Here is a 26,739-nt window from a genome sequence, read left to right as displayed (position 1 = left end):
ACTGTGGGGGGGGGGGGGGGGGGGGCGGGGGGGGGGGGGGGGGGCCCCCCCCCCGCCCCGGGGGGGGGGGGGGGGGGGGGGGGGGGGGGTTTGGGGGGGGGGGGCCGCGGGGGGGGGGGGGGGCGCCCCCCCGGGGGGGGGGGGCTTTTGCGTTTTCAAGGCGGGCTCACCCCCGTAAACCCTCCTTGAAGTTCCCTTTTTGCAACAACTCAAGGCCTTCTCGAACCTTGGGATCGATGTTCGTCCCGATGGCGGATCAGGTCCAGTGAACAGATCTTTAATATTTCTTTATGATCTAAATAAATTGATATTTATTCTTTTTAATTAAATAGGAACGCAGGCACAGTTGAGCTCAACAAGCACTCACCAGGAGCAGCACCATGAGTCTCAGACTTGGCGATATCGCCCCCGATTTCGAACAGGATTCCAGCGCCGGCACCCTCCGTTTCCACGAATGGCTGGGCGATAGCTGGGGCGTGCTGTTTTCCCATCCGGCGGACTTTACGCCGGTGTGCACCACCGAGCTGGGCTTCACCGCCAGGCTCAAGGATGAATTTGCCCAGCGCGGCGTCAAAGCCATTGCTCTGTCCGTGGACCCGGTGGACTCGCATCACAAGTGGATCGAGGACATCAACGAAACCCAGAACGCCATCGTCAACTTCCCGATTCTCGCCGATGCGGACCGTAAAGTGTCCGACCTTTACGACCTGATCCACCCGAATGCCAACGACACCTTGACCGTGCGCTCGTTGTTCGTGATCGATCCGAACAAGAAGATTCGGCTGACCATCACTTACCCGGCGAGTACCGGCCGTAACTTCAATGAGATTCTGCGGGTAATCGATTCGCTGCAGCTCACCGACAACTACAAGGTGGCCACCCCGGCCAATTGGCAGGACGGTGATGAGGTGGTGATCGTGCCGTCGCTCAAGGACGAAGATGAAATCCAGCGACGTTTTCCCAAGGGTTACCGCGCGGTGAAACCGTACCTGCGCCTGACGCCGCAGCCGAATCGTTAACGTCAAAAGATCGTTCCCACGCAGAACGTGGGAACGATCATGTCTACCAAAGCAGGGGATTTCAGGCCGTTTCGACGGCCTGTTTTTTTGTCCGGAAAAAGACAAACAGCATATTCACTTAAGGTATAACCAAATGAATAAATATGATTTATGGATATATAAATCACCTGTTAAGGTCATTCCATCGACGCGAGATCGCAAGCTGCGAATCGCCAACACCGCTCAAGGAATTGTCTGAATGCTGGTCGTCTCACTCGGTGGCAGCCCCAGCCCACGCTCCCGTTCCGGGGTGTTGCTGGAGCGCTCCAAACGCTGGTTGCAAGAGCAAGGTGTGGAAGTGGTGAGTTACCAGGTACGGGACTTCCCGGCTGAAGATTTACTGCATGCCCGCTTCGACAGCCCGAAGGTGATCGATCTGTTGCAACAGATTGATAACGCCGACGGCCTGCTCATCGCCACACCGGTTTACAAAGCGTCGTTCTCCGGCGCGTTGAAGACCGTACTTGATTTGCTGCCCGAGCGCGCCCTGGCCCACAAAGTGGTTCTGCCAATGGCGACCGGCGGCAGCATCGCCCACATGCTGGCGGTGGATTACGCGCTCAAGCCGGTGTTGTCGGCGCTGAAGGCACAGGAAATGCTCCACGGGATTTTCGCCGTAGACAGTCAGATTGCTTACGGCGAAGGCAGTGCCCAGGCGCAGTTGGCCCCCGAGCTTGCGCAACGGTTGAACGAATCGCTGGAGCTGTTCTACAGCGCCATGGCTCGCCGGCCCAAGCCGCTCGATCCGAACCTGTTGAACGAACGTTTGTTGAGTGCTCGCTGGAGCATTTAAGCCAGCCCTCAAGCCACATCTGAATTTGAAGTACTCACCTTACTGGCCCGCCAACGGGCAAGCAGGTGCAGCCAAAACCCAACTGCAAAAAGGAGAGCGCTATGCGCACTGTCATTTTGCGTCGTGGTCTGGTCGCTCTGTTTGCTGCGGCTGTGTCCTTCGGCGTCATTACTCAAGCCCAAGCCGAGACTTTGCGAATCGGCTATCAGAAATACGGCACCCTGGTGCTGCTCAAAGCCAAAGGCACTCTGGAAAAACGCCTCGCCGCCCAAGGCGTGGACGTGCAATGGACGGAATTCCCCGGCGGCCCGCAACTGCTTGAAGGCCTGAACGTCGGTTCCATCGACTTCGGCGTCACCGGCGAGACGCCTCCGGTTTTCGCTCAGGCCGCGGGCGCCGATCTGCTCTACGTCGCTTATGAACCGCCAGCGCCCCACAGCGAAGCGATCCTGGTGCCGAAGGACTCGCCGATCAAATCGGTGCAGGAACTCAAGGGCAAGAAAGTCGTGCTCAACAAAGGCTCGAACGTGCACTACCTGCTGGTGCGTGCGCTGGAAGACGCCGGCCTCAAATACACCGATATCCAGACCGTGTTTCTGCCGCCCGCCGATGCCCGCGCCGCATTCGAGCGCGGCAGTGTCGATGCCTGGGTGATCTGGGACCCGTACCAGGCTGCCGCCGAACAGCAACTGCAAGCGCGCACCTTGCGCGATGGCAAAGGCATCGTCGACAACCATCAGTTCTATCTGGCGACCAAGCCTTACGCGCAGAAAAATCCTCAAGTGATCAAAACCCTGGTGGAAGAAGTACGCGCGGTCGGTGAATGGTCCCGGGCCAATCCCGAGGACGTAACCCGACAGGTTTCGCCACTGCTCGGCCTGCCGGCGGACATCACCCTGACTTCGGTGAAACGCCAGGGCTACGGCGCGCTGTTCCTGACCCCTGAGGTGGTCGCCGCCCAACAGAAAATCGCCGACAGCTTCTACCAGCTCAAGCTGATTCCCAAGCCCTTGAGTATCAAGGACGTGATCTGGACGCCACCGGCAGCCGTCGCCAAAGCGCCGTAATTCGATTCCCCAAGGAGACCACTCCATGAGCCTCAATATCTTCTGGTTCCTGCCTACCCACGGCGACGGCCATTACCTTGGTACCGCCGAAGGCGCTCGCGCCGTCGACCACGGTTACTTGCAACAAGTCGCGCAAGCGGCGGATCGTCTGGGTTTCGGCGGGGTGCTGATTCCCACCGGTCGCTCCTGCGAAGATTCGTGGCTGGTGGCCGCCTCGCTGATCCCGGTGACCCAGCGTTTGAAATTCCTCGTCGCCCTGCGCCCCGGGATCATTTCCCCGACGGTGGCGGCGCGTCAGGCCGCGACCCTGGATCGTCTGTCCGGCGGCCGTGCGCTGTTCAACCTAGTCACCGGTGGTGATCCGGAAGAACTGGCCGGCGACGGTCTGTTCCTCAGTCACGAAGAGCGCTATCAGGCCTCGGTGGAATTCACCCGCATCTGGCGCCGGGTACTGGAAGGCGAAACCGTTGATTACGACGGTCAGCACATCAGCGTGAAGGGCGCCAAGTTGCTCTATCCGCCGATCCAGCAACCGCGTCCGCCGCTGTATTTCGGCGGCTCGTCGGAAGCGGCGCAGGATCTGGCGGCAGAGCAGGTCGAAATGGTCCTGACTTGGGGCGAGCCGCCGGCCGCCGTTGCCGAGAAAATCGCACAGGTTCGCGCCAAAGCCGCGAAGCTCGGCCGCACCGTGCGTTTCGGTATTCGCCTGCATGTGATCGTTCGCGAAACCAACGCCGAGGCGTGGCAAGCGGCGGATCGACTGATCTCTCATCTGGACGATGACACCATTGCCCGCGCCCAGGCATCTCTGGCGCGTTTCGATTCGGTCGGCCAGCAACGCATGGCCGCTTTGCATGGCGGCAGTCGCGACAACCTGGAAGTCAGTCCCAACCTCTGGGCCGGTGTCGGTCTGGTGCGCGGCGGGGCCGGTACGGCGCTGGTCGGCGATGGTCCGACCGTGGCCGCTCGGGTGAAGGAGTACGCCGATCTGGGCATCGATACGTTCATCTTCTCCGGTTATCCACACCTGGAAGAATCCTATCGGGTGGCCGAGTTGCTGTTCCCGCATCTGGACATCGAGCGCCCGGAACTGCCGAAAAGCGCCGGTTACGTCAGCCCGTTCGGCGAGATGGTGGCCAACGACATTCTTCCCAAAGCCGCGTCCCAGAGCTGAGGCGTGGCCATGAAGAAAACTATCCACAGCCTCGCACCCTGGGTGTTGCCGATTCTGTTGCTGGCGGTATGGCAGTTGTCGGTGTCGGCGGGCTGGTTGTCGACGCGGATTCTGCCGGCGCCCATCGCGGTGATCGAAGCCGGTGTGAGCCTGTTCCGCAGCGGTGAAATCTGGACTCACCTGGCTATCAGCGGCTGGCGCGCGGCACTCGGGTTCGCCATTGGCGGCGGCATTGGCCTGGCGCTGGGCTTTATCACCGGCCTGTCGAAGTGGGGCGAGCGCCTGCTCGACAGTTCGGTGCAGATGATCCGCAACGTACCGCACCTGGCGCTGATTCCGCTGGTGATCCTGTGGTTCGGCATCGATGAGTCGGCGAAGATTTTCCTGGTGGCGTTGGGCACGTTGTTCCCGATCTACCTCAACACTTACCACGGCATTCGCAACGTCGATCCGGCGCTGGTGGAAATGTCCCGCAGTTATGGCCTGTCCGGTTTCAGCCTGTTCCGTCAGGTGATCCTGCCGGGTGCGCTGCCTTCGATTCTGGTCGGCGTGCGTTTTGCCCTGGGCTTCATGTGGCTGACCCTGATCGTCGCCGAAACCATCTCCGCCAACGCCGGCATCGGCTACCTGGCAATGAATGCCCGGGAGTTCTTGCAGACCGACGTGGTGGTGCTGGCGATTCTGTTGTATGCCGTGCTCGGCAAACTCGCTGATCTCGCGGCCCGTGGACTTGAACGCGTGTGGTTGCGCTGGCATCCGGCCTATCAGGTTGCCAAGGGAGGTGCCGCATGACGGCTCAACAACCTCCACGCCTGCTGCGCGGAATTCCGCTGGCAGTGCGCAAGCTGCAAAAGACCTTCGGTTCGCGGCAAGTGCTGCGTGAAATCGACCTGCATATTCCTGCCGGGCAGTTTGTGGCGGTGGTCGGGCGCAGCGGTTGCGGCAAAAGCACCTTGTTGCGCTTGCTCGCCGGTCTCGACAAGCCCACGGCTGGCGAGTTGTTTGCTGGCTCCGCGCCGCTGAGTGCCGCCCGGGAAGACACCCGGCTGATGTTCCAGGAAGCGCGGCTGCTGCCGTGGAAAAAGGTCATCGACAACGTCGGTCTCGGGCTCAAGGGCAACTGGCGGCCGCAAGCGCTGGACGCGTTGGAGTCGGTCGGCCTGGCGGACCGCGCCCACGAATGGCCGGCGGCGCTGTCCGGTGGTCAGAAGCAACGAGTGGCCTTGGCCCGCGCGCTGATCCATCAACCGCGCCTGCTGTTGCTCGACGAACCGCTGGGCGCACTGGATGCCCTGACCCGTATTGAAATGCAGCAACTGATTGAACGGCTCTGGCAGACGCACGGTTTCACCGTGTTGCTGGTGACCCACGACGTCAGTGAGGCGGTGGCGATTGCCGATCGGGTGATTCTGATTGAAGAGGGCGAAGTCGGCCTCGACCTGGCAGTGGAATTGCCGCGCCCTCGGGTTCGCGGCTCCCATCGGCTGGCGGCGCTGGAAACCGAAGTGCTTAACCGCGTGCTGTCGGTACCCGGCCAACCGCCGGAACCGGAACCTGTTTCACCCTTGCCCACGCAATTGCGCTGGGCTCAATAACTTAAAGATTCATCAACGACAGGAATCAACATCATGACTATCAAAGCCATCAACGTTCGTAACCAGTTCAAAGGCTCGATCAAGGAAATCGTGCTCGGCGACGTCCTCTCGGAAATCGACGTGCAGACTGCCTCCGGCATCGTCACTTCGGTGATTACCACTCGCTCGGTGAAAGAGCTGGAACTGGTGGTCGGCAGCGAAGTGATCGCGTTTGTGAAATCCACCGAGGTGTCGATCGCCAAGTTGTAAGTGCGTGCGCCAACAACAACCCCGGAGGGTGTGAGCCCTTCGGGGTTTTTTATGCGTGCAGTTGTAGTGATGGTGTATTCGAAGGCCGCGATCTTTTAAAGCGCTACGCGCTTGGGCAGGTACGGCGGCAAATACAGCCCGAGGTAGGCATCAAACACCCGCATCCCTTCTTCAGCCATGCGCGGCGTGATCTGCCCATGTTGCTGCACCGAGCGTGCATACACTCGATCCCCAAGCTCCATGGCCAGGGCAAACACATCGACGTCTGTTGGCAGCCTTGGCAGCTCGAAGTGATGGTCGAACAGTTTGTGCATCAGGTCGCCGAGTTCGATGTCGTGCTGACGGTCGGCCTGGGTGACTTCGGTCAGGCCGTGCTGGGCGAGGATCAACTGGCGGGCAGCGGCGTCTTCGTCGTAGATGTCGAGCATGCGTTGTTCCACCAGTCGCGACAAATCGCGCCAGCCGTTGAGGGCGTGGTGGTCGATGGGCGCTTGCAGGCAAGCACGGAACGCGGCGTGGACGTCGGCGGTCAGGGCTTCGAGCAGGGCCGGGACGCTGGCGAAAAAGTGGTAGACGGAGGAGGGCGGGATCTCTGCGCGTTCGGCGACACTGTAGATCGACAGGCTGGCCACGCCCTCGGCGGCCAGCAGCGTGCGGGCGGCATCGAGTATCGAATCGATCCGGGCCTGGCTGCGTGCGCGGGGTTTGCGTGGGGTGGCGAGTCGGGTCATTGAAGTCTCCTGCAGGGCAGCGGGCATTGTACGCAGAGCGCAGAGATGATCCATACCCCGTGGTGAGGGGGCTTGCCCCCGTTGGAGTGCGCAGCAGTCCCCAATCCAGCTAACGCGGTTTCCCTGATACAACGAGATTGCCTGTTTTTGGGCTGCTACGCAGCCCAACGGGGGCAAGCCCCCTCGCCACAATGTTTAGTGGTTGGCCATAAAAAAACGCCGCAGGCTGTAAGGCCGGCGGCGTTGTTTTTACGGCAACCGCTTACACGGTATGCAGGTACCAGTTGTACTCGAGGTCGGAGATGGAGTGTTCGAACTCCTCCAGCTCGCTCTCTTTGCAGGCGACGAAGATATCGATGTATTTCGGATCGATGTACTTGGCCATGACTTCGCTGTCGTCCAGCTCGCGCAGTGCATCGCGCAGGTTGTTCGGCAGGCTTTGCTCGTTCTGCTCGTAGCTGTTGCCTTCCACGGGCGCGCCCGGCTCGATCTTGTTGACCAGACCGTGGTGCACACCGGCCAGGACCGAGGCCATCAGCAGGTACGGGTTGGCATCGGCGCCCGCCACACGGTGTTCGATGCGCACGGCATCGGAGGAGCCGGTCGGTACGCGAATCGCCACGGTGCGGTTGTCCAGGCCCCAGCACGGCGAGTTCGGCACGTAGAACTGCGCGCCGAAACGACGGTAGGAGTTGACGTTCGGGCAGAGGAAAGCCATCTGCGCAGGCAGGGTCTCGAGCACACCGCCGATCGCGTGACGCAGTGCGGCGTTCTGCTCGGGATCCTCGCTGGCAAAAATGTTTTTGCCATCTTTATCAAGAATCGAGATGTGGACGTGCAGACCATTACCCGCCTGGCCTGGATACGGCTTGGCCATGAAGGTGGTGTCCATCTCATGGTCGTAGGCGATGTTTTTGATCAGACGCTTGAGCAGGACCGCGTAGTCGCAGGCCTTGATCGGGTCGGCCACGTGGTGCAGGTTCACTTCGAACTGCGCCGGGGCACTTTCCTTGACGATCGCATCGGCAGGGATGCCTTGCTCTTTCGCACCTTCCAGAATGTCCTGGAGGCAGTCGACGTATTCGTCGAGGTCGTCGATCAGGTAGACCTGGGTCGAATGCGGGCGTTTGCCGGAGATCGGCGAGCGTGGCGGTTGCGGGCGACCGTTCACGTTTTCCTGGTCGATCAGGTAGAACTCCAGTTCGAACGCGGCGCAGATGGTCAGCCCCATCTCATCGAACTTGGTCACCACTTGACGCAGGACTTCGCGCGGGTCGGCGAAGAAAGGTTCACCTTCGAGTTCGTGCATGGTCATTAACAGTTGCGCAGTCGGGCGCTTCTGCCAGGGCTCATTGCACAGGGTGTCGGGGATTGGATAGCAGATTCGGTCAGCATCGCCGATGTCCAGGCCCAGGCCGGTGCTTTCCACCGTCGAGCCATTGATATCCAGAGCAAATAGAGAGGCCGGCAGGTTGATGCCTTTCTCGTAAACCTTGTGGAGGCTGGTGCGTTCGATGCGCTTGCCGCGCACCACACCATTCATATCCGCAATCAGAAGGTCAACGTACAGAACCTCAGGATGTTCCTTAAGGAACGCGTTCGCTTCGTTAAGCTGAACGGCACGCGGGGGTACCGACATGATGCAACACCTTTGTTGTTAAAAATATCAATCATTGATCTTTTCAGATTCCAGTCAACCCGAACGGCATGCCGAAGTCAAGCGAGGCCTTTTTTGCCCTAAAAAAGCGCTCGCAAGGCTTTTTTGAGGCACTTTGGGGCGTATTTTTGTCTTCTGACGTCTTGGCGCCCGCGGGCTTGAGCGGGCCGTGTTGTATTTTTTACGGGGGTGTTGTGTAAAAAAATGAACAAGGCTAAGCTCGATTTAAACCCATAACAGCAATAATACCGGGGTGCTTCATGTCTCGCCTGCCGTTAATCGGCGTCACCGCCTGCTCAAAGCAGATCGGTCTGCATGCTTATCACATCAGTGGCGACAAATACGTACGCGCCGTGGCATCAGCTGCCAAAGGCCTGCCGTTGATTCTTCCATCCCTGGCAGATCAACTGGCGCCGTCCGATATTCTGGACGCTCTGGACGGCATTCTTTTTACAGGCTCTCCTTCTAATATAGAACCGTTTCACTACAACGGCCCGGCCAGCGCGCCAGGCACTGCTCATGATTCTGCACGCGATGCCACCACTCTCCCGCTGATCCGCGCCGCTGTCGAGGCTGGCGTTCCCGTGCTCGGTATCTGCCGCGGCTTCCAGGAAATGAATGTGGCGTTCGGTGGCAGCCTGCATCAGAAGGTCCACGAGGCCGGTCCCTTCATGGATCACCGTGAAGACGACAGCTTGTCGCTCGAAGGGCAGTACGCCCCCAGTCACCCGGTGCACGTCCAACCGGGTGGTGTACTTGCGGGGCTGGGCCTGGCGAGCGAGATTCAAGTCAACTCGATTCATGGTCAGGGCGTCGAGCGGCTGGCGCCGGGACTTCGTGTGGAAGCTGTGGCGCCCGATGGGCTGATCGAAGCGGTCTCTGTGATCGAAGGCAAGGCTTTTGCTTTAGGCGTGCAATGGCATCCCGAATGGCAGGTAAGCTTGAATCCTGACTACCTTGCGATTTTCCAGGCATTTGGCGATGCCTGCCGCAAGCGCGCACTACAACGCGACGCCGATGCGTCAAACAACGCCTGACTTATACAAGTCAGGAAACTCAAGCCTAAGAGGCATTTATGAGTAACAACCTCGACCAGCTCACCGATTGGTTGAAAGACCACAAGATCACAGAAGTCGAATGCATGATTGGCGACCTGACCGGCATCACCCGGGGCAAGATCTCGCCGACCAATAAGTTCATCGCCGAAAAAGGCATGCGCCTGCCCGAAAGCGTTCTGTTACAGACCGTGACCGGCGACTATGTCGAAGACGACATCTATTACGAACTGCTCGACCCGGCCGACATCGACATGGTCTGCCGCCCCGACCAGAACGCCGTGTTCCTGGTGCCCTGGGCCATCGAGCCCACTGCCATCGTGATCCACGACACCTACGACAAGCAGGGCAACCCGATCGAGCTGTCGCCGCGCAACGTGCTCAAGAAGGTACTGAAACTCTACGCCGACCACGGCTGGCAGCCGATCGTGGCGCCGGAGATGGAGTTCTACCTCACCAAGCGCAGCGATGACCCGGACTACCCGTTGCAACCGCCGATTGGCCGTTCCGGTCGTCCGGAAACCGGTCGCCAGTCGTTCTCCATTGAAGCGGCGAACGAATTCGACCCGTTGTTCGAAGACGTCTACGACTGGTGCGAATTGCAGGAGCTGGATCTCGACACGTTGATCCACGAGGACGGCACTGCGCAGATGGAAATCAACTTCCGTCACGGCGATGCCCTGTCCCTGGCCGACCAGATTCTGGTGTTCAAGCGCACCATGCGTGAGGCCGCCCTCAAGCACAACGTGGCGGCGACCTTCATGGCCAAGCCCATGACCGGCGAGCCGGGCAGTGCCATGCATTTGCACCAGAGCATCATCGACATCGAGACCGGCAAAAACGTCTTCTCCAATGAAGACGGGACCATGAGCCAACTGTTCCTCCATCACATCGGCGGTTTGCAGAAATTCATCCCTGAGTTGCTGCCTCTGTTCGCGCCCAACGTCAATTCGTTCCGCCGCTTCCTGCCGGATACCTCGGCACCGGTGAACGTGGAGTGGGGCGAAGAGAACCGCACTGTGGGCCTGCGGGTTCCGGATGCCGGGCCGCAGAACCGTCGGGTGGAAAACCGTCTGCCGGGTGCCGACGCCAACCCTTACCTGGCCATCGCCGCCAGCCTGTTGTGCGGCCTGATCGGCATGCTCGAAGGGCATAACCCGAGTGCCCCGGTGGTGGGGCGTGGTTACGAGCGGCGCAATCTGCGCCTGCCGTTAACCATCGAAGACGCGCTGGATCGCATGGAAAACAGCAAGACCATCGAAAAGTATCTGGGCAAGAAATTCATCACAGGCTACGTCGCGGTCAAGCGGGCCGAGCATGAAAACTTCAAGCGCGTGATCAGTTCGTGGGAGCGGGAGTTCCTGCTCTTCGCCGTCTGATGCGCCGGGCGCGACAAGGGGCGTGATTGCCCTCTGACGTCGCGCCGTCACTGCAATCCAAGGAGAATTCGCATGACCAGCAACAACCCGCAAACCCGTGCATGGCAAACCCTGAGCAATGATCACCACCTGGCCCCGTTCAGCGACTTCAAGCAGTTGAAGGAGAAAGGCCCGCGGATCATCACCAATGCCAAGGGTGTTTACCTCTGGGACAGCGAAGGCAACAAGATCCTCGACGGCATGGCCGGTCTGTGGTGCGTCGCGATCGGCTATGGTCGCGATGAACTGGCCGATGCCGCCGCCAAGCAAATGCGCGAACTGCCTTATTACAACCTGTTCTTCCAGACCGCTCACCCGCCGGTGCTGGAGCTGGCCAAGGTCATCGCTGAAATCGCGCCTGAAGGCATGAATCATGTGTTCTTCACCGGTTCCGGTTCCGAAGGCAACGACACCATGCTGCGGATGGTTCGCCACTACTGGGCGATCAAGGGCCAGCCGAAGAAGAAAGTCATCATCAGCCGCAAGAACGGCTATCACGGCTCCACCGTGGCCGGCGCGAGCCTGGGTGGCATGACGTACATGCACGAACAGGGCGATTTGCCGATCCCGGGCATCGTCCACATCGCCCAACCGTATTGGTTCGGTGAAGGCGGTGACATGACGCCACAAGAGTTCGGTATCTGGGCGGCCAATCAGCTGGAAGAGAAGATTCTGGAAATCGGCGTCGACAACGTCGGTGCCTTTATTGCCGAGCCGATCCAGGGTGCCGGCGGCGTGATCATTCCGCCAGACAGCTACTGGCCGCGCATCAAGGAAATCCTCGCCAAGTACGACATCCTGTTCGTGGCCGACGAGGTGATCTGCGGTTTCGGTCGTACCGGTGAGTGGTTCGGTACCGATTTCTACGACCTCAAGCCTCACATGATGACCATCGCCAAAGGCCTGACGTCCGGCTACATCCCGATGGGTGGCCTGATCGTGCACGACGATGTGGTCGAGGTGCTCAACGAAGGTGGTGATTTCAACCACGGTTTCACCTATTCCGGGCACCCGGTGGCCGCGGCGGTGGCGCTGGAAAACATCCGCATCCTGCGCGATGAGAAAATTGTCGAGCATGTGCGAGCAGAGACGGCACCTTATTTGCAGAAGCGTCTACGGGAACTGAACGATCACCCGTTGGTGGGGGAAGTGCGTGGGGTCGGTCTGTTGGGGGCTATCGAGCTGGTTCAGGACAAGGCCACTCGCAAGCGTTACGAAGGCAAGGGCGTCGGCATGATCTGCCGGCAGTTCTGCTTCGACAACGGCCTGATCATGCGTGCGGTCGGCGACACCATGATCATTGCTCCGCCACTGGTGATTACACCGGCTGAAATCGACGAGTTGGTGACCAAGGCGCGCAAGTGCCTGGACCTGACCCTGAGTGCGTTGCAGGGCTAAGTGCTAGGCTCTGAGCGAGGTGCAATGTCTGCACTTCGCTCAGTGCAAACAAAGGATGGGTCTTTCCTTGAAAGCCTGCCTTGGATCTTGCCAGACTAACGGTTGTTCGGATGCCCTGTAACAGGCTGCTGAGCACGTGGTTAAAAAGAAAAACTGGAGCATTACCCATGAAGGCATTAGGTATGAAGATAACTGGCAAGACCCTCCTCGCCATGTCCCTGATGGGCGTGATGGCGGGCGCCGTTCAGGCCGACGATAAAGTGCTGCACGTGTACAACTGGTCCGATTACATCGCACCGGACACCATCGCGAACTTCGAAAAAGAGTCCGGGATCAAGGTGGTGTACGACGTATTCGACAGCAACGAAACCCTGGAAGCCAAGTTGCTGGCAGGCAAGTCCGGTTACGACGTTGTCGTACCGTCGAACAACTTCCTCGCCAAGCAAATCAAGGCCGGTGTTTACCGGGAGCTGGACAAGTCCAAGCTGTCCAACTACGGCAACCTGAACAAATCACTGCTTAAAGCGGTTTCCGTCAGTGACCCGGACAACAAACACGCCTTCCCTTACATGTGGGGCTCGATCGGGATCGGTTACAACCCCGAGAAGGTCAAGGCAGCACTGGGCGTCGACACGATCGATTCCTGGGACACCCTGCTCAAGCCTGAAAACATTGCCAAGCTCAAGGGCTGCGGTGTGAGCTTCCTGGATTCGCCTACCGAAATGCTGCCGGTCGCCCTGCATTACCTGGGTCTGCCAACCGACAGCCAGAAGAAAGAAGACATCAAGAAAGCCGAGGAACTGTTCCTCAAGATTCGTCCTTCGATCACCTACTTCCACTCGTCCAAGTACATCTCGGACCTGGCCAACGGCAACATCTGCGTAGCCGTCGGCTATTCGGGTGACGTCCAGCAAGCCAAGTCCCGTGCTGCCGAAGCCGGTGACAAGGTGAAAGTCAGCTACGCCATTCCAAAAGAAGGCGCTGGCAGCTTCTACGACATGGTCGCAATCCCCAAGGATGCGGAAAACGTCGAGGGGGCCTACAAGTTCATGAACTACCTGCTGCAACCGAAAGTAATGGCTGACATCACTAACGCCGTGCGTTTCCCTAACGGTAATGCTGAAGCCACCCAGTATGTGAGCAAGGACATCACTTCGGATCCGGGCATCTATCCGACTCCTGAAGTACAAGCCAAGCTGTATGCGATCGCTGATTTGCCAGCCGCAACCCAGCGTGAACTGACCCGCAGCTGGACCAAGATCAAATCCGGTAAATAAGTAATAAACCTTGTAGCAGCTGCCGAAGGCTGCGTTGAGGTCCGAAGGACCTCCGCTTTTCGACAGCACAACTGCTTCGCAGTTGAACGCAGCCTGCGGCAGCTGCTACAGGATCTTCATAAAGTTTGCTGGAACGGTTTTTCGAGGGTAAGTTGCGCGCCGGTTTTGTTGTCAGGCAGCCATGGCTGTCATGTAACGCGGGGCAACTTGGGCCCAACTAATTTTAGAGGACCTCCACTTGCCTGTTTTTTCTTTTTTGCGCAATGCCCTGCTGGTCGGCGCCGGGCTGACGCTTGCCGTCAGTGCCCAGGCCACCGGCACGGTGCATATTTATAACTGGTCGGACTACATCGGTGAGACCACCCTGGCCGACTTTCAGAAAGACGCCGGTATCAAGCCGATTTACGACGTATTCGATTCCAACGAAACCCTGGAAGGCAAATTGCTGGCCGGGCGTACCGGTTACGACGTGGTCGTGCCGTCCAACCATTTCCTTGGCAAGCAGATCAAGGCCGGCGCTTTCCAGAAGCTCGACAAGTCTAAGCTAGGCAACTATTCCAACCTCGACCCGGTATTGCTCAAGCGCCTGGAGCAGAACGATCCGGGTAACCAATATGCCGTGCCGTATCTGTGGGGCACCAACGGCATCGGTTACAACGTCGACAAGATCAAGGCTGTGCTGGGCCTCGACAAGATCGATTCCTGGGATGTGGTGTTCGAGCCGCAGAACCTCAAGAAGCTGCACAGCTGCGGCGTCGCGTTCCTCGATTCCGCCGATGAAATGATGCCCACGGTCCTTAACTACATGGGCCTGAACGCCAACAGCACCAACCCCGAAGACTACAAGAAGGCCGAGGCCAAGTTGCTGGCGGTGCGGCCTTATGTGACGTACTTCCACTCATCAAAATACATCGCGGACCTGGCCAACGGCGATATCTGCATCGCGATCGGTTTTTCCGGCGACATGTTCCAGGCCAAAGCCCGCGCGGCTGAAGCCGGCAAAGGCATGAACATCGCCTACTCGATTCCAAAAGAGGGCGGCGCGCTCTGGTTCGACATGCTGGCGATCCCCAAGGATGCGGCCAACGTCAAGGAAGCCCACGCCTTCATCAACTATTTGCTCAAGCCTGAGGTGATCGCCAAGGTCAGCGATGCCGTGGGCTACGCCAACCCAAACCCCGGGTCGGACAAACTGATGGAACAATCCATACGCACTGACGCGTCGGTTTATCCGCCGCAAGCGGTCCTCGACAAGATGTACGTGTCCATCGAGTTACCGCCGAACATTCAACGTTTGATGACGCGCAGCTGGACCAAGGTCAAGTCGGGCAAATAGCGTCAAACTATCCAGGTTCGCCACATTGAGCGAACTGCAAATTCTGTTGGGAGTTTCGTAAATGGCAGTTGCCTCCGGCGCCTATAAGAAAGCCCTCGAGGGCGACCAATCACCTAAACAGGTGTTGGTCAAAATCGACCGGGTCACCAAAAAGTTCGACGAGACGATTGCCGTGGACGACGTGTCCCTGGAAATCAAGAAAGGCGAAATCTTCGCCTTGCTCGGCGGCTCGGGTTCGGGCAAATCCACCTTGCTGCGCATGCTCGCAGGTTTCGAACGGCCCACGGAGGGGCGCATTTTCCTCGATGGCGTAGACATCACTGACATGCCGCCGTACGAGCGGCCGATCAACATGATGTTCCAGTCCTACGCCTTGTTCCCGCACATGACCGTGGCGCAGAACATCGCTTTCGGCCTCAAGCAGGACAAGATCCCGACGGCCGAGGTCGATGCCCGCGTGGCCGAGATGCTCAAGCTGGTGCAGATGAGCGAGTACGCCAAGCGCAAACCGCATCAGTTGTCCGGTGGTCAGCGTCAGCGCGTGGCCCTGGCGCGTTCGTTGGCCAAGCGGCCGAAGCTGTTGTTGCTCGACGAACCGATGGGCGCGCTGGACAAGAAGCTGCGTTCGCAAATGCAGCTGGAACTGGTCGAGATCATCGAGCGCGTCGGCGTAACCTGCGTCATGGTGACCCACGACCAGGAAGAGGCCATGACCATGGCCGAGCGCATCGCGATCATGCACCTGGGCTGGATCGCCCAGATCGGCAGCCCGATCGACATCTACGAAACCCCGACCAGCCGCCTGGTCTGCGAATTCATCGGCAACGTCAACATCTTCGAAGGTGAAGTGGTGGACGACGCCGAGGGCCATGCACTGATCACCTGCAAGGATCTGGACCGCAACATTTACGTGGGTCACGGCATCAGCACCTCGGTGCAGGACAAGTCCGTTACCTATGCGATCCGTCCGGAAAAACTGCTGGTGACGGCCGAAATGCCGACCTGCGAACACAACTGGTCCAGCGGCAAGGTGCACGACATCGCCTACCTCGGCGGCCATTCGGTGTTCTACGTCGAACTGCCGAGCGGCAAGCTGGTGCAGTCCTTCGTCGCCAACGCCGAGCGCCGTGGCCAGCGCCCGACCTGGGGTGACCAGGTTTACGTGTGGTGGGAAGACGACAGCGGCGTGGTACTTCGCTCATGAACATGCGCAAACTCAAACGCCGGCTCAATCGAATACTTCCCGGTGGCCGTCAGCTGGTCATCGGGGTTCCGTTCATCTGGCTGTTCATGTTCTTCATGCTGCCGTTCTTCATCGTCCTGAAGATCAGCTTCGCTGAAGCCGACGTGGCCATTCCGCCGTACACCGAGATCTACACCTTCGTTGACCAGAAACTGCAGGTGCTGCTCAACCTGGCCAACTACGCGATGCTGGGCGATGACGAGTTGTACATCGCCGCTTACCTAGGCTCGCTGAAGATGGCGCTGTTCAGCACCATCCTCTGCCTGCTGATCGGCTACCCGATGGCCTATGGCATTGCCACCGCCCGCAAAGAGCTGCAAACGGTGCTGGTGCTGCTGATCATGATGCCGACCTGGACCGCGATCCTGATCCGCGTGTACGCGTGGATGGGCATCCTCAGCAACAACGGGCTGCTCAATGGTTTTCTGATGAGCATGGGCTGGATCGACGAACCGCTGCAGATCCTCAATACCAACCTGGCGGTTTACATCGGGGTGGTTTACTCCTATCTGCCGTTCATGATCCTGCCGCTCTACGCCAACCTGGTGAAACACGATCACAGCCTGCTGGAAGCCGCATCGGACCTCGGTTCGAGCAACTTCAACAGCTTCTGGAAGATCACCGTGCCGCTGTCGAAAAACGGCATTATCGCAGGCTGCATGCTGGTGTTCATCCCGGTGGTGGGGGAGTTCGTGATCCCGGAACTGCTCGGCGGTCCGGAAACCCTGATGATCGGTAAAGTGCTCTGGCAAGAGTTCTTCAACAACCGCGACTGGCCGGTGGCGTCTGCCCTGGCGGTGGTGATGCTGGCAATCCTGATTGTGCCGATCATCCTGTTCAACCGTAGTCAGGCCAAGGAAATGGAGGGTAAAGAATGAAGCGCTTCCGTTTCTCGAACCTGATGCTGGTGCTGGGTCTGCTGTTCATCTACGCGCCGATGCTGATCCTGGTGATCTACTCGTTCAACGCCTCGAAACTGGTGACGGTGTGGGGCGGCTGGTCGGTCAAGTGGTACGTCGGCCTGCTCGACAACACGCAACTGATGGGCTCGGTGGTGCGCTCGCTGGAAATCGCTTGCTACACGGCGATAGCGGCGGTGGCATTGGGGACGCTGGCGGCGTTCGTGCTGACCCGCATCACCCGCTTCAAGGGCCGCACACTGTTTGGCGGCCTGGTCACCGCACCGCTGGTGATGCCGGAAGTGATCACCGGTCTGTCGCTGTTGCTGCTGTTCGTGGCCATGGCACAGATGATCGGCTGGCCGCAGGAGCGCGGCATCGTCACCATCTGGATCGCTCACACCACATTCTGTGCAGCGTATGTGGCGGTGGTGGTGTCGGCGCGCTTGCGAGAATTGGATTTGTCGATCGAAGAAGCCGCCATGGACCTCGGTGCGCGGCCATGGAAGGTGTTCTTCCTGATCACCATCCCGATGATCGCGCCGTCACTGGCGGCCGGCGGCATGATGTCGTTTGCCTTGTCGCTGGATGATTTGGTGTTGGCGAGCTTCGTGTCCGGGCCAGGCTCCACGACCCTGCCGATGGAAGTGTTCTCGGCGGTGCGCCTGGGCGTGAAGCCTGAGATCAATGCTGTGGCCAGCCTGATTCTGCTGGCGGTGTCGCTGGTGACCTTCCTGGTCTGGTTCTTCAGCCGTCGCGCCGAAGAAAGCCGCAAGCGTGCGATCCAGCAAGCCATCGAGGAAGCCGCTGCCGACTCCTGGAAACAACCGGACGTACGTCGGGCGCAGGCACCGGAAGCGGCGTAGGCTTTGCCCGGTTGGCTACGGAGTCATGGCCAACCGGGATTTAATGTGGGGGCGGGCTTGCTCGCGAAGACGGATTGACATTCAACATCCTTGTTGATTGTGATACCGCTTCGCGAGCAAGCCCGCTCCCACAGTTGTTTTAGGCAACCCAAGGTGATTGGCGGATGACCTCGACGAAATTCATTGGTTTGAACCCTGGTTGCTGATCCGCCAGGACATCGGTCTTCACGTTGCCGAACGTGGTCTGAGGGCGATGACGCAAGCCATCGGCAAAGGCGCAGATGATGCACTCCTTGAATCCTTCCCCCCGTGGATGCGCATGCACCACCGCTTCACGCTGCGCCGTCGAAAACGCCGCATAGTCGATGCCCAACACATCCATCTCAACCCCAGCGGTCACCAGCGCCACGGTCGGGCGCAGGTGTTGCGGTACACCCGGTGTGGTGTGCAGGGCAATCGACAACCACACTTGTTCGACATCGTCGTCAGACAAACCATAGGGTTTGAGGAAGGCTCTGGCAGCGTTGGCACTGTCGACTTCGAAACGTTCGTCATCGCTGCGATGTCCTTCCACCAGGCCCAAATCATGAAACATCGCACCGACGTACAGCAGCTCCGGGTCGTAGGCCAACTGCTTGCGCTCACCACTCAGGGCACCGAACAGAAATACCCGGCGTGAGTGGTGATACAGCAGGTCGGACTCTGTGTCGCGAATATATTCAGTGGTGGTCTTGGCTAACGCGCTGTCGGGGATCTTGATGCCGGCGATGCTGCTGCTCATGGTGCTGTCCTCATGGCGAACGCCGTGGCGGCGCTGATGGGTTTAGTCTGTCTGCGCACCAGACACCGGACAATCGATCCATGGCCGCGATCCCGGCCAATCAGCCTACATATCGTGCCAAGCCTCGCTTGTCGGGCACGAATTGGCTAGGGTTGGCGCAGGTTCCCCGAAAGAATGCAGTCCTGTAGCAGCTGACATCCAGCCCAGTGCCATAAAAGGCGTTTCATGCCATGCACAAAACCGTCGCCATTGTCGTATTCCCAGGCGTCCAGTCGCTGGACGTCACTGGTCCCATGGATGTGTTTTCCGAGGCCAATCGTTTCCTGGCACAGGAAGATCACTATCGGCTGGAGGTGATCGGTGTCGAGCGCGGTGTGATGGCGTGCTCCAACGGGTTGTCGCTCAATGCCCATCGGCATTTCAGTGAAGCGCTGGAAGCGTATGACCTGCTATTGGTGGCGGGCGGCCCGCAGTTGCCGTTCCTGAATTTTGGCGCGGTGTTCGATGCCTGGTTGCGCGATGCGTGTGCGCGTGCGCAACGTTTCGGCTCGATTTGCAACGGTGCCTTCATGCTCGCCCGGGCCGGGTTGCTTGATGGGCGAACAGTCACCACCCATTGGAGCGACGCCGCGGCGCTGGCGCAGTTGTGTCCGTCGACTCGGGTCGAGGCTGATCGCTTGTACGTGCAGGACGGCGAGCTTTACACCTCGGCCGGGGTCACCGCGGGGATTGATCTGTCGCTGTATCTGCTGGCTCGGGATCATGGAGCGGACGTGGCACTCAGCGTGGCCAAGCGGTTGGTGGTGTTCACTCAGCGTTCGGGTGGGCAATCGCAGTTCAGCCCGTTCCTCACCCCCCACGTCGAACCGACTTCGGCGGTGGCGCTGGTCCAGTTCTACGTGTTGGCCAACCTCAATGGCGACCTGACCATTGCTGACCTGGCCAACGCCGCCAACATGAGCACACGCAACTTTTCCAGAGTGTTTGCCAGGGAGGCCAAAATCACCCCGGCGGAATTCGTCGAACAGGCGAGGGTGGACGCGGCGCGAGTGATGCTCGAAAGCACCAGTGCGCCGCTGAAAACCGTGGCGTACCAGTGCGGCTTTCGCGATGCCCAGCACATGCGCAGCGTGTTCAACCGCAGGCTGGGGGTGACGCCGCAGCAGTTCAGGTTGAATTTTTCGGTGATGGTTTAGCGGCAATTTGTGTTGCCTGTGAGGGCCTCTTCGCGAGCAAGCCCGCTCCCACATTGGACCGTGGCTGTTTGGGCAACTCGATCAACTGTGGGAGCGGGCTTGCTCGCGAAGAGGTCAGCCCGGCCAACAAATATTCCGACCTATTGTGCAGCCCGCGCCGGCAACAGCCTCAACGTGCTGCGAGTGTTGGCCGTCACTTCTTCCTCATTGAAATTCGCCTGGTAATAAACCCCTTCGATGTACGACTCGGCCTGGTCGGCATAGTGGCTGTCGAACGGCACGCCGCTCTGACCCACCGGGTTGATGGTCAGGCTGTGGGCCGGGTCGGCGAAGTCGATCAGTCGCCGGGTCGACGGGCCGTAGGTCACGGGCCACGGCGCCGGGCCGATCTTGGCCGAAAGGTTGTTCGGCACTTCGTGGGTGCCGGGTGCCGCGAACGGGCCAACGTTGAAAATCTGGTCCAGGGGCTTTTGCATCCCCAGCGGATGGCCATGGGTCAGGGTGTGCGCCTTGCCCCACTGCCATTGCGCGAAATCGGCGCCAAGGGTGGTTTTGAGGTGGGCCATGCTCGCTTGCCAGGCCACCTTGACCGTATCGGCGCGGGTTTCCTTGCCGGGAGTGTTGCGGTTGTCCCACCACGGCGAATCGGCGGAGGCCGCCAGACGCGGTAGCGCGGCATCGATCACCCGGGTCGGGAGCAGCGTTTCGAAGAAGTCATTGCCCAGTTCATCGCGCAGCGCCGCGTCGGCGAGGTTGAACAGGAACTGGTTGAACAGGGTGGCGCTGATGGAGTCGAGTGGGTAATCGCCGCACCACTGCGCCAGTTGCTCCACCAGTTTGAGTTCGGCCGGATCGCTCACCACTTCACGCAGTACCGGCAGCAAAGGCGCCAGCAAGCGTGGGCCGTAGGCCGTGGTGGTGCCCAGTTGCAGCTTCTGGTTGGCCGCGTTGTCCCACTTCACGTTCTTGTCGCTGAGCTGGCGATTGAGCTGCTGCCCGCGATCGGCCAGGTTGTAGTAGCCGGGAATCTCCATGCCGGTCGGCGACACGGGTTGGAAGTTGGCCGAGACGATGTAGCCCCGCGCCGGGTTCTCTTCCTGCGGGTTGGCACTGAACGGGTAAAAACCGTCCTTGTCCGCCTGAGGGGTGCTGCCATCGAGGATGAAACCGGGCTTCACCCCGGCCGGACGCTTGGGCAGCAGCGCCGAGGCCCACCAGCCGATGTCGCCCTTGGCGTTGGCGTAGACGATGTTCAACCCTGGAGCCTGAACCTTGGCTGCTGCGGCGCGGGCCTTGGCCAGGGTGTCAGCCCGGTTGAGCTGGTAGAAGCCGTCAAGGATCGGATTCGGGGTTTCGAGGAACGCCCACCACATGGCAACCGGCGTCTTGCCGGCGGCAGTGCCGAGCGCATCGTTGACGATCGGGCCATGGGGCGACTGGCGCAGCGTCAATGTGACCGGTGACTGACCTTTCACTGCGATCTGTTGTTCGGTGGTGACCATGTCCACCCACTTGCCGCGATACCAGACCTGGTTCGGGTTGTCCGGGTTGACCTTCTCGGCGATCAGGTCCAGATCGTCGTTCTGGAACATCGTCAGGCTCCAGCCGAAGTCCAGGTTGTGGCCGAGAAATGCAAACGGCACCAGCGCCTGATGGTAGCCATACAGCTCGAAGCCTGGCGCCGACAGGTGCGCCTCGTACCACACTGACGGCACCGAGAAGCGTATGTGCGGGTCACCGGCAAGCAGCGGCTTGCCGCTTTTGCTGCGGTTGCCGGAAATCACCCAGGCGTTGCTGCCTTCGAATTGCGGCAGGCCGTGGTCGGCCAGCGCCTGTTCACTCAGGCGGGCGAGGGCGTTCAGATCCTTCCAGTCACTGGCGGCGAGTGTCGGCGCAGGGTTGGCGTGACCTTTGACCAGCACGCCCTTGGGCTGCCAGTCGAGATCGAAGATGTTCAGGTACTCGCTGCCCAGTTGGTCGCGCACGTAAGTCAGCAGGGGTTCGGTGCGAAACGCTGCGGCAAAGCTGTAGGCCATGTAGCCGGCGATGCTGATGCTGTCTTCGGCGGTGAAAGGGCGCTTGGGGATCCCCAGTACATCGAACTCTACTGGCGCGGCGTGGCTGTCCTGATATTGATTGATACCGTCGAGATAGGCTTGCAGGGCCTTCCACGCCGGCGACTGACGATCCAGCGCGGCTACGTAACTGTCAGCACGTTCGCGGATGCGCAGGCTGCGAAACAGTTTGTCGGTGTCGAGCAGTTTCGGGCCGAGGACTTCGGCCAGCTCACCACGGGCCAGGCGCCGCATCGCTTCCATCTGGAACAGCCGGTCCTGGGCGTGCACGTAGCCGAGGGCGCGGTAGAGGTCGGTTTCGTTTTCGGCGCGGATATGCGGCACGCCGCGCTCGTCGTAGCGCACGGTCACCGAACCTTGCAGGTGTTGCAACGCCACCTGGCCCTGGCGCGTCGGTTGTTTGCTGTACACATACCAGCCGCCCCCGGCGACGAGTACGACGATCAGCAAGGCAAGTACGGTCAGGACGCGTTTCATGGTGACTCCTTGTTCTTTCGGGGGTTGCCACCCGTGCGGGCTGCAAACGTGTAGCACAGACCTCCTGTGCCGGGCATCGCGGTCCTGGAAAAGTCAGGAATGCCTTACTTCGCCTCTGCGGGCCACGGGCAGTAGCAACCCACCGCCAGCGTGTGGGTGGCGTTCACCGCCCTGCCTGCGTTCAGTGCTTGCAGAATGGGCTCGATAAAACTGTTGCTCGAATTGCAGGTCAGGCCTTCGCTGTACGGACCGAAATACGCCAACTGGCCGTTGCGGTCCCAGATCGCTACCGCCGGGCTGGCAGGGATCTGTTCGGAGCCAGGCAGGACCGTGAGGGTTTTCAGGCGGCTCAAGGTGCCGGGCAACTGACCGTGGCTGCCGGGCTTTTGTACCGTATAGAACTCGACGCCCTGCGGTACATATTGCTCAACCAGTTCGCTCAGGTGTTGTTGGTTGCCGACATTGCACGGGCAGGCCGGGTCCCAGAAGTGCACCAGGCGAATGGCCCCGGGGCCGGCGAGTTCGTCGGGCAGGCGCAACGGGTCGCCGGAGAACACGGCGGTGTGCGAACTGAAGGCTCGCAGGTAGCGTCCCTGAAACCAGTCGTAAGCGGCCCACATTACACTGGCACACACAAGGGCGAGCAGGCTGGCAAGCAGTGTGGTGCGATAGGCCGGGCGCATGGGTTTCAATCCTCGAAGGTCGGCTAGCTTGCCATGCTTGCCGCGACAGATGAATATCACAGGCCCATAAAGTCTGTTTCGCGCTCTGGAATAGCCCATGTCTGCCACTTTCGACCCCGATCATTTGCGTGCCAGCCTGCGGCCATTGGCCGAGTGGCAGCCGCTGTCGACGGAGGCCATGGCCTATCAGCGTTTTTACGGGCTGGATTTTCCACAGCGGCCCCTGCGCCGTGGCTTGGGGCGTTTCGAGATCGATGGCTATGAAGTGGTCAGCCAGCTCTGGTGGCCCGAGCGGGCGAAGGCGACGCTGTTTCTATTTCACGGCTTCTACGATCACACCGGGCTCTACCGGCATGTGATCGAGTGGGCGCTGGACCAGGGGTTTGCGGTAATCGCCTGTGACCTGCCGGGGCATGGCTTGTCCAGTGGCGAACGGGCGAGTATCAAGGACTTCGCCGAGTACCAGAACGCCCTGCAAGGCCTGCTGGCCGAGGCGCAGTCGTTGGGCCTTCCGCAGCCCTGGCACTTGTGCGGACAAAGCACCGGCGGGGCGATTGTGATCGACCATGTACTCAATCAAGGTGCGAGCAGCCCGGCCCAGGGGCAAGTGATTCTGCTGTCGCCCTTGGTGCGGCCGCGAGCCTGGGGTTGGTCGCGGCTCAGTTATTACCTGCTCAAGCCGTTTGTCAAAGGCATCGCCCGGCGCTTCAGCGAGAATTCCAACGACCCTGACTTCCTCGCGTTCCTGCAAGCCGATCCGCTGCAGCCGCTACGCCTGCCGACGGCCTGGGTCGGTGCGCTGGGACGGTGGATCAAGCGTATCGAAGCGGCACCGAGCAGCCCGCGGCGGCCGCTGATCGTGCAGGGGCAGGCGGACATGACCGTGGATTGGGAGCACAACCTTGAAGTGTTACGAGGCAAGTTCGATCGGCCCCAGGTGTTGATGCTGCCTGAGGCGCGGCATCATCTGGCGAATGAGTCGCCGGGGTTGCGGCAGGAGTATTTCGGGTTTTTGACCAAGCGGATGAGTCGTCAGAATCGATAAGGCTGCGATCTTTTTCGGCGCGATACTTATTTCAAGGCTGCAGGCTCGACGTGCTTTGCCCCACCGCCAACCCCGCCCGAATCGCCGCCAATGCCGCTTGGTAATAAGCCTTGCCTTCAGAGGACTCGGCAAAGGTCGAAAACTCTTCCAGTTCGTCATCCGACAGGTCGCGATAGACATACAGCAGCGTGTTGTTCAGGTCGGCGCCGATCTGCTCCATCAGGCGCTGGCGCTGACCGTTCAACATGCCCTGAGCCTGGCCGCCGCCGAGCAGGCCGGGGATCATCGAACTCAGGCTGTCGGCCGCCACGCCTGCGATCGCCAGGCTGACTTCAGCGCCGGCCTCGCGGGCGGGCAGGGCCTGGGCCAGGTGGCCGATGATCAACTGACGGGTATCGCTGGCCTGCATTTTCGGCAAACCCTTGGCGTTTTTCGCCAATTGATCGCGACGGGTCGCCATCAGTTCGGCGGCGACGATTTTCTTGCCTAAGGGAGATTGAAAGAAAGTCAGCGCAGGTTTCGGATCGGCGAGTTTTTTGCGCAGTTGCGCTTCGGCGCGCTGGTCCACGGCCTTGGGGGCGAACCGCTGATTGCTGTTGTTGACCAGGGCCTGGAACACCGCCGGCGGCAAGCTGTTCTGATAACGCTGCTGAGCGGCCGAGAGGGCATCGTTGAAATGCGCGCGTTGTTCTGGCCAACCGGCGACCTTGTACAACTGGTCGTGGCCGTCCGCCCAGGCGGGCAAAACGCAGAACATCAACAGTGAGAAAAGCAAGCGACGCATAGGGACTCCTGTCAGCAGGCGACTATTCTCCGTGCGGCATTCGTACTTGTCGAGAATTCGTATCAGGTTGAGTACCTTATCCGACCAATCCTCCGCTGCGTGGCTCTGTCGGATTTGCGGGCACAGGAATACTATGCGCGCCATGCACATACCCTCTGATCACCCACTGCTGTTACGTATCGTCGACGACCTGGCCGAACACGGCTGGTCGCAGCAGAATATTTTCCTGCCCCTGGACCTGACCCGGGCGCTGGCGGCCGAGTGTCGCCAACGTGCCGCCGAGGGTGAGCTCGCCCCGGCCGCCGTGGGGCGCGGGGCGTTTTCGGAGATTCGCGAGGGCATTCGCGGCGACCATATCCAGTGGCTCGAACCCGGCCAGGCCGAGGCCTGCGACAGCTACCTGGGGTTGATGGACAGCCTGCGTGAAGCAATGAATCGCGGTTTGTTCCTGGGCCTGGAAGATTTCGAAAGCCATTTCGCCCTGTACCCGCCCGGTGCTTTCTACCTCAAGCATGTCGACCGTTTCCGAGACGACGACCGGCGCATGGTCTCGGCGGTGATCTACCTCAATGACGCCTGGCTGCCCGAGCATGGTGGTCAGTTGCGCATGTATCTGGACAAAGGCGTCGAACACGATGTGGTGCCCACCGGCGGATGCCTGGTGGTGTTTCTGTCGGGCGACGTTCCCCACGAAGTCCTGCCCGCAACCCGGGAACGTCTGTCGTTGACAGGCTGGTTCCGCCGTCGTGGTAACGAGCCGTTCTAATCATGCAAAAAATTCTGGTAAGCCGCTGCTTACTCGGTCACCGCGTCCGTTACGACGGCGGGGCCAGCGGGCCGTTCGATCTGCTGGAGCAGTGGATTGCCGAAGGCCGGGTGGTACCGTTGTGCCCGGAAGTCGCCGGCGGGTTGCCGACACCCAGGGCTGCAGCGGAAATTCCCGGCGGGCAGGGCGGTGAGGTGCTTGATGGCCTTGCATCGGTCATCACCACCGAGGGCGAGGACGTCAGTGCCGAGTTTCTTTCGGGTGCTTGGCAGGCGCTGGAACTGGTGCAACAGCACGGCATCCGGGTTGCCGTGCTCAAGGCCAACAGCCCGTCTTGCGGGAATCTGCTGACCTATGACGGGACATTCAGTGGCGTGAAGGTCAGCGGTGAGGGCGTGACCGCCGCGCTGCTCAAGCGCCATGGCGTGCAAGTCTTCAGCGAGCTGGAGTTGCCGCAAGCCGCACAGGCCCTGGCAACCCTGAAGTAACGGCCCACAGGGTGACTCATTCGCCCGAAATCAAGGTTTCGGCGCCACACCCGCATCCGCCCCAAACCACTTCTGCTCCAGCGCCTCCAGCCGGCCATCGGCCTTGATTCGCTGCAAGGCGTTTTCCAGGCTGGCATGGAACGCCGGGTTACCCTTCTGAAACGGAATCGCCAGGCTCACCGCCGGGGCGGCTTTCGGCTTTTCCTCGGTCAGCGACTGCACCAACAGGATTGATCGCGGTTGCTCTTCTTTCTGCGCGATCAATTGCGCGTTGGTGTGAATGTAAGGTTCGCTGAAGTCGAAACGATCCTTCAGGTCCGGGGTCAGTGCTATGTGATTGATGGCAACGTCGTATTTGCCGCTTTCGACGCCGGTCAACAGGTCGTCGGAATCGGTGACGACGAAGTCGGCCCGTACATCCAGCTCATTGGCCAGCAATTGACCCAGCTCGACCTCGAACCCAGTCAATTTGCCGTCGTCCTTGAAATTGAAGGGCGGTGTATTAGCCTCAAGGGCAATGCGCAATTCGCCGCGGTCGTTTACATCGTCAATCAGTTCGGCATGAGCCAAAGGGCTCAAAAGGGGTAGCAGGCAGATCAGGCCAGGCAAAAAGCGCATGGTCACTCCT

The 26,739-nt window shown here is 60.1% G+C and carries 26 protein-coding genes; 19 read left to right on the top strand and 7 right to left on the bottom strand.

The features are described 5' to 3' along the window. The first annotated feature begins 380 nt into the window (after positions 1-380). The 7 genes from ACCC96_RS11880 to ACCC96_RS11850 all read left to right on the top strand — a co-directional run bounded on the left by ACCC96_RS11880 (position 381) and on the right by ACCC96_RS11850 (position 5,936). Entirely contained in the window at positions 381-1,019 is a 639-nt protein-coding gene (locus ACCC96_RS11880; RefSeq protein WP_018928623.1) for a peroxiredoxin, read from the top strand. A gap of 238 nt (positions 1,020-1,257) precedes the next feature. Next, positions 1,258-1,851: an NADPH-dependent FMN reductase gene (gene ssuE / locus ACCC96_RS11875; RefSeq protein WP_018928624.1), complete on the top strand. Its 594-nt coding sequence runs from the start codon at positions 1,258-1,260 to the stop codon at positions 1,849-1,851. 101 nt (positions 1,852-1,952) lie between these two features. Then, on the top strand, positions 1,953-2,918 hold the full coding sequence (locus tag ACCC96_RS11870) for a sulfonate ABC transporter substrate-binding protein (protein ID WP_019650169.1): 966 nt from the start codon (positions 1,953-1,955) through the stop codon (positions 2,916-2,918). A 25-nt stretch (positions 2,919-2,943) separates the two neighbouring features. Further along, positions 2,944-4,092, top strand: a complete 1,149-nt coding sequence (ssuD, locus tag ACCC96_RS11865; protein ID WP_018928626.1) for an FMNH2-dependent alkanesulfonate monooxygenase — start codon at positions 2,944-2,946, stop codon at positions 4,090-4,092. A gap of 9 nt (positions 4,093-4,101) precedes the next feature. Continuing rightward, positions 4,102-4,884 (top strand): aliphatic sulfonate ABC transporter permease SsuC, encoded by a 783-nt coding sequence (gene ssuC / locus ACCC96_RS11860; RefSeq protein ID WP_018928627.1) that lies wholly within the window; start codon positions 4,102-4,104, stop codon positions 4,882-4,884. After that, entirely contained in the window at positions 4,881-5,687 is an 807-nt protein-coding gene (gene ssuB / locus ACCC96_RS11855; RefSeq protein WP_019650171.1) for an aliphatic sulfonates ABC transporter ATP-binding protein, read from the top strand. Before ssuC ends, ssuB begins: the two co-directional genes overlap by 4 nt. 33 nt (positions 5,688-5,720) lie before the next feature. Next, positions 5,721-5,936: a TOBE domain-containing protein gene (locus ACCC96_RS11850; RefSeq protein ID WP_003229256.1), complete on the top strand. Its 216-nt coding sequence runs from the start codon at positions 5,721-5,723 to the stop codon at positions 5,934-5,936. A gap of 95 nt (positions 5,937-6,031) precedes the next feature. Here ACCC96_RS11850 and ACCC96_RS11845 read toward each other — a convergent pair whose 3' ends face one another. Both ACCC96_RS11845 and ACCC96_RS11840 read right to left on the bottom strand, forming a co-directional pair. Further along, positions 6,032-6,667 carry a TetR/AcrR family transcriptional regulator gene (locus ACCC96_RS11845; protein WP_018928629.1) on the bottom strand — a complete coding sequence of 212 codons (636 nt, stop codon included), beginning with the start codon at positions 6,665-6,667 and terminating at the stop codon, positions 6,032-6,034. Positions 6,668-6,929: 262 nt separating this feature from the next. Beyond that, positions 6,930-8,306, bottom strand: coding sequence for a glutamine synthetase family protein (locus ACCC96_RS11840; RefSeq protein WP_018928630.1), 1,377 nt, complete (start codon positions 8,304-8,306; stop codon positions 6,930-6,932). Between the two features lie 278 nt (positions 8,307-8,584). On the opposite strand from ACCC96_RS11840, the gene ACCC96_RS11835 reads away from it, so the two are divergent. From ACCC96_RS11835 to ACCC96_RS11800, 8 genes are all read left to right on the top strand, one after another. Then, a complete protein-coding gene (locus tag ACCC96_RS11835; RefSeq protein WP_413695894.1) occupies positions 8,585-9,361 on the top strand; it encodes a gamma-glutamyl-gamma-aminobutyrate hydrolase family protein in 777 nt (258 codons plus the stop codon). Positions 9,362-9,399: 38 nt separating this feature from the next. Next, positions 9,400-10,758 carry a glutamine synthetase family protein gene (locus tag ACCC96_RS11830; protein WP_018928632.1) on the top strand — a complete coding sequence of 453 codons (1,359 nt, stop codon included), beginning with the start codon at positions 9,400-9,402 and terminating at the stop codon, positions 10,756-10,758. Positions 10,759-10,830: 72 nt separating this feature from the next. Beyond that, positions 10,831-12,195 (top strand): aspartate aminotransferase family protein, encoded by a 1,365-nt coding sequence (locus ACCC96_RS11825; RefSeq protein WP_018928633.1) that lies wholly within the window; start codon positions 10,831-10,833, stop codon positions 12,193-12,195. 182 nt (positions 12,196-12,377) lie between these two features. Further along, a complete protein-coding gene (locus ACCC96_RS11820; RefSeq protein WP_018928634.1) occupies positions 12,378-13,472 on the top strand; it encodes a polyamine ABC transporter substrate-binding protein in 1,095 nt (364 codons plus the stop codon). Positions 13,473-13,710: 238 nt separating this feature from the next. Continuing rightward, complete coding sequence (locus ACCC96_RS11815; RefSeq protein ID WP_413695893.1) at positions 13,711-14,808, top strand: polyamine ABC transporter substrate-binding protein; 1,098 nt, start codon at positions 13,711-13,713, stop codon at positions 14,806-14,808. 61 nt (positions 14,809-14,869) lie between these two features. Continuing rightward, positions 14,870-16,012, top strand: a complete 1,143-nt coding sequence (locus ACCC96_RS11810) for an ABC transporter ATP-binding protein (RefSeq protein ID WP_018928636.1) — start codon at positions 14,870-14,872, stop codon at positions 16,010-16,012. Further along, positions 16,009-16,929 (top strand): ABC transporter permease subunit, encoded by a 921-nt coding sequence (locus tag ACCC96_RS11805; protein WP_018928637.1) that lies wholly within the window; start codon positions 16,009-16,011, stop codon positions 16,927-16,929. Before ACCC96_RS11810 ends, ACCC96_RS11805 begins: the two co-directional genes overlap by 4 nt. Continuing rightward, positions 16,926-17,816 (top strand): ABC transporter permease subunit, encoded by an 891-nt coding sequence (locus ACCC96_RS11800; protein ID WP_018928638.1) that lies wholly within the window; start codon positions 16,926-16,928, stop codon positions 17,814-17,816. The genes ACCC96_RS11805 and ACCC96_RS11800 overlap by 4 nt, the downstream gene beginning before the upstream one ends. Before the next feature lie 139 nt (positions 17,817-17,955). Here ACCC96_RS11800 and ACCC96_RS11795 read toward each other — a convergent pair whose 3' ends face one another. Next, on the bottom strand, positions 17,956-18,597 hold the full coding sequence (locus tag ACCC96_RS11795; RefSeq protein ID WP_413695892.1) for an HD domain-containing protein: 642 nt from the start codon (positions 18,595-18,597) through the stop codon (positions 17,956-17,958). A 230-nt stretch (positions 18,598-18,827) separates the two neighbouring features. Here ACCC96_RS11795 and ACCC96_RS11790 point away from each other — a divergent pair, with 230 nt between their 5' ends. Then, complete coding sequence (locus tag ACCC96_RS11790) at positions 18,828-19,793, top strand: GlxA family transcriptional regulator (RefSeq protein ID WP_413695891.1); 966 nt, start codon at positions 18,828-18,830, stop codon at positions 19,791-19,793. Between the two features lie 140 nt (positions 19,794-19,933). On the opposite strand, the gene ACCC96_RS11785 is transcribed toward ACCC96_RS11790, so the two are convergent. Both ACCC96_RS11785 and ACCC96_RS11780 read right to left on the bottom strand, forming a co-directional pair. After that, on the bottom strand, positions 19,934-22,345 hold the full coding sequence (locus ACCC96_RS11785; protein WP_413695890.1) for a penicillin acylase family protein: 2,412 nt from the start codon (positions 22,343-22,345) through the stop codon (positions 19,934-19,936). Positions 22,346-22,449: 104 nt separating this feature from the next. Beyond that, complete coding sequence (locus ACCC96_RS11780; RefSeq protein WP_413695889.1) at positions 22,450-23,028, bottom strand: DUF6436 domain-containing protein; 579 nt, start codon at positions 23,026-23,028, stop codon at positions 22,450-22,452. A 97-nt stretch (positions 23,029-23,125) separates the two neighbouring features. Between ACCC96_RS11780 and ACCC96_RS11775 the strand changes: the two genes are divergently transcribed. Beyond that, positions 23,126-24,073 (top strand): alpha/beta hydrolase, encoded by a 948-nt coding sequence (locus ACCC96_RS11775; protein ID WP_413695888.1) that lies wholly within the window; start codon positions 23,126-23,128, stop codon positions 24,071-24,073. A 31-nt stretch (positions 24,074-24,104) separates the two neighbouring features. Here ACCC96_RS11775 and ACCC96_RS11770 read toward each other — a convergent pair whose 3' ends face one another. Next, complete coding sequence (locus ACCC96_RS11770; RefSeq protein ID WP_413695887.1) at positions 24,105-24,857, bottom strand: DUF2059 domain-containing protein; 753 nt, start codon at positions 24,855-24,857, stop codon at positions 24,105-24,107. Positions 24,858-24,990: 133 nt separating this feature from the next. On the opposite strand from ACCC96_RS11770, the gene ACCC96_RS11765 reads away from it, so the two are divergent. Together ACCC96_RS11765 and ACCC96_RS11760 are read left to right on the top strand one after the other, a co-directional pair. Next, a complete protein-coding gene (locus tag ACCC96_RS11765) occupies positions 24,991-25,623 on the top strand; it encodes a 2OG-Fe(II) oxygenase (protein ID WP_413695886.1) in 633 nt (210 codons plus the stop codon). Between the two features lie 2 nt (positions 25,624-25,625). After that, entirely contained in the window at positions 25,626-26,111 is a 486-nt protein-coding gene (locus tag ACCC96_RS11760; protein WP_019650183.1) for a DUF523 domain-containing protein, read from the top strand. A 30-nt stretch (positions 26,112-26,141) separates the two neighbouring features. Here ACCC96_RS11760 and ACCC96_RS11755 read toward each other — a convergent pair whose 3' ends face one another. Then, positions 26,142-26,729, bottom strand: coding sequence for a transporter substrate-binding domain-containing protein (locus ACCC96_RS11755; RefSeq protein WP_019650184.1), 588 nt, complete (start codon positions 26,727-26,729; stop codon positions 26,142-26,144). Positions 26,730-26,739 lie beyond the last annotated feature (10 nt).

The organism is Pseudomonas sp. Pseusp11, assembly GCF_047304405.1.
In the GTDB taxonomy this organism is placed as follows: domain Bacteria; phylum Pseudomonadota; class Gammaproteobacteria; order Pseudomonadales; family Pseudomonadaceae; genus Aquipseudomonas.
Note: the sequence above shows the minus strand (reverse complement) of the source record. Positions and strands in the feature narration are given on the sequence as shown.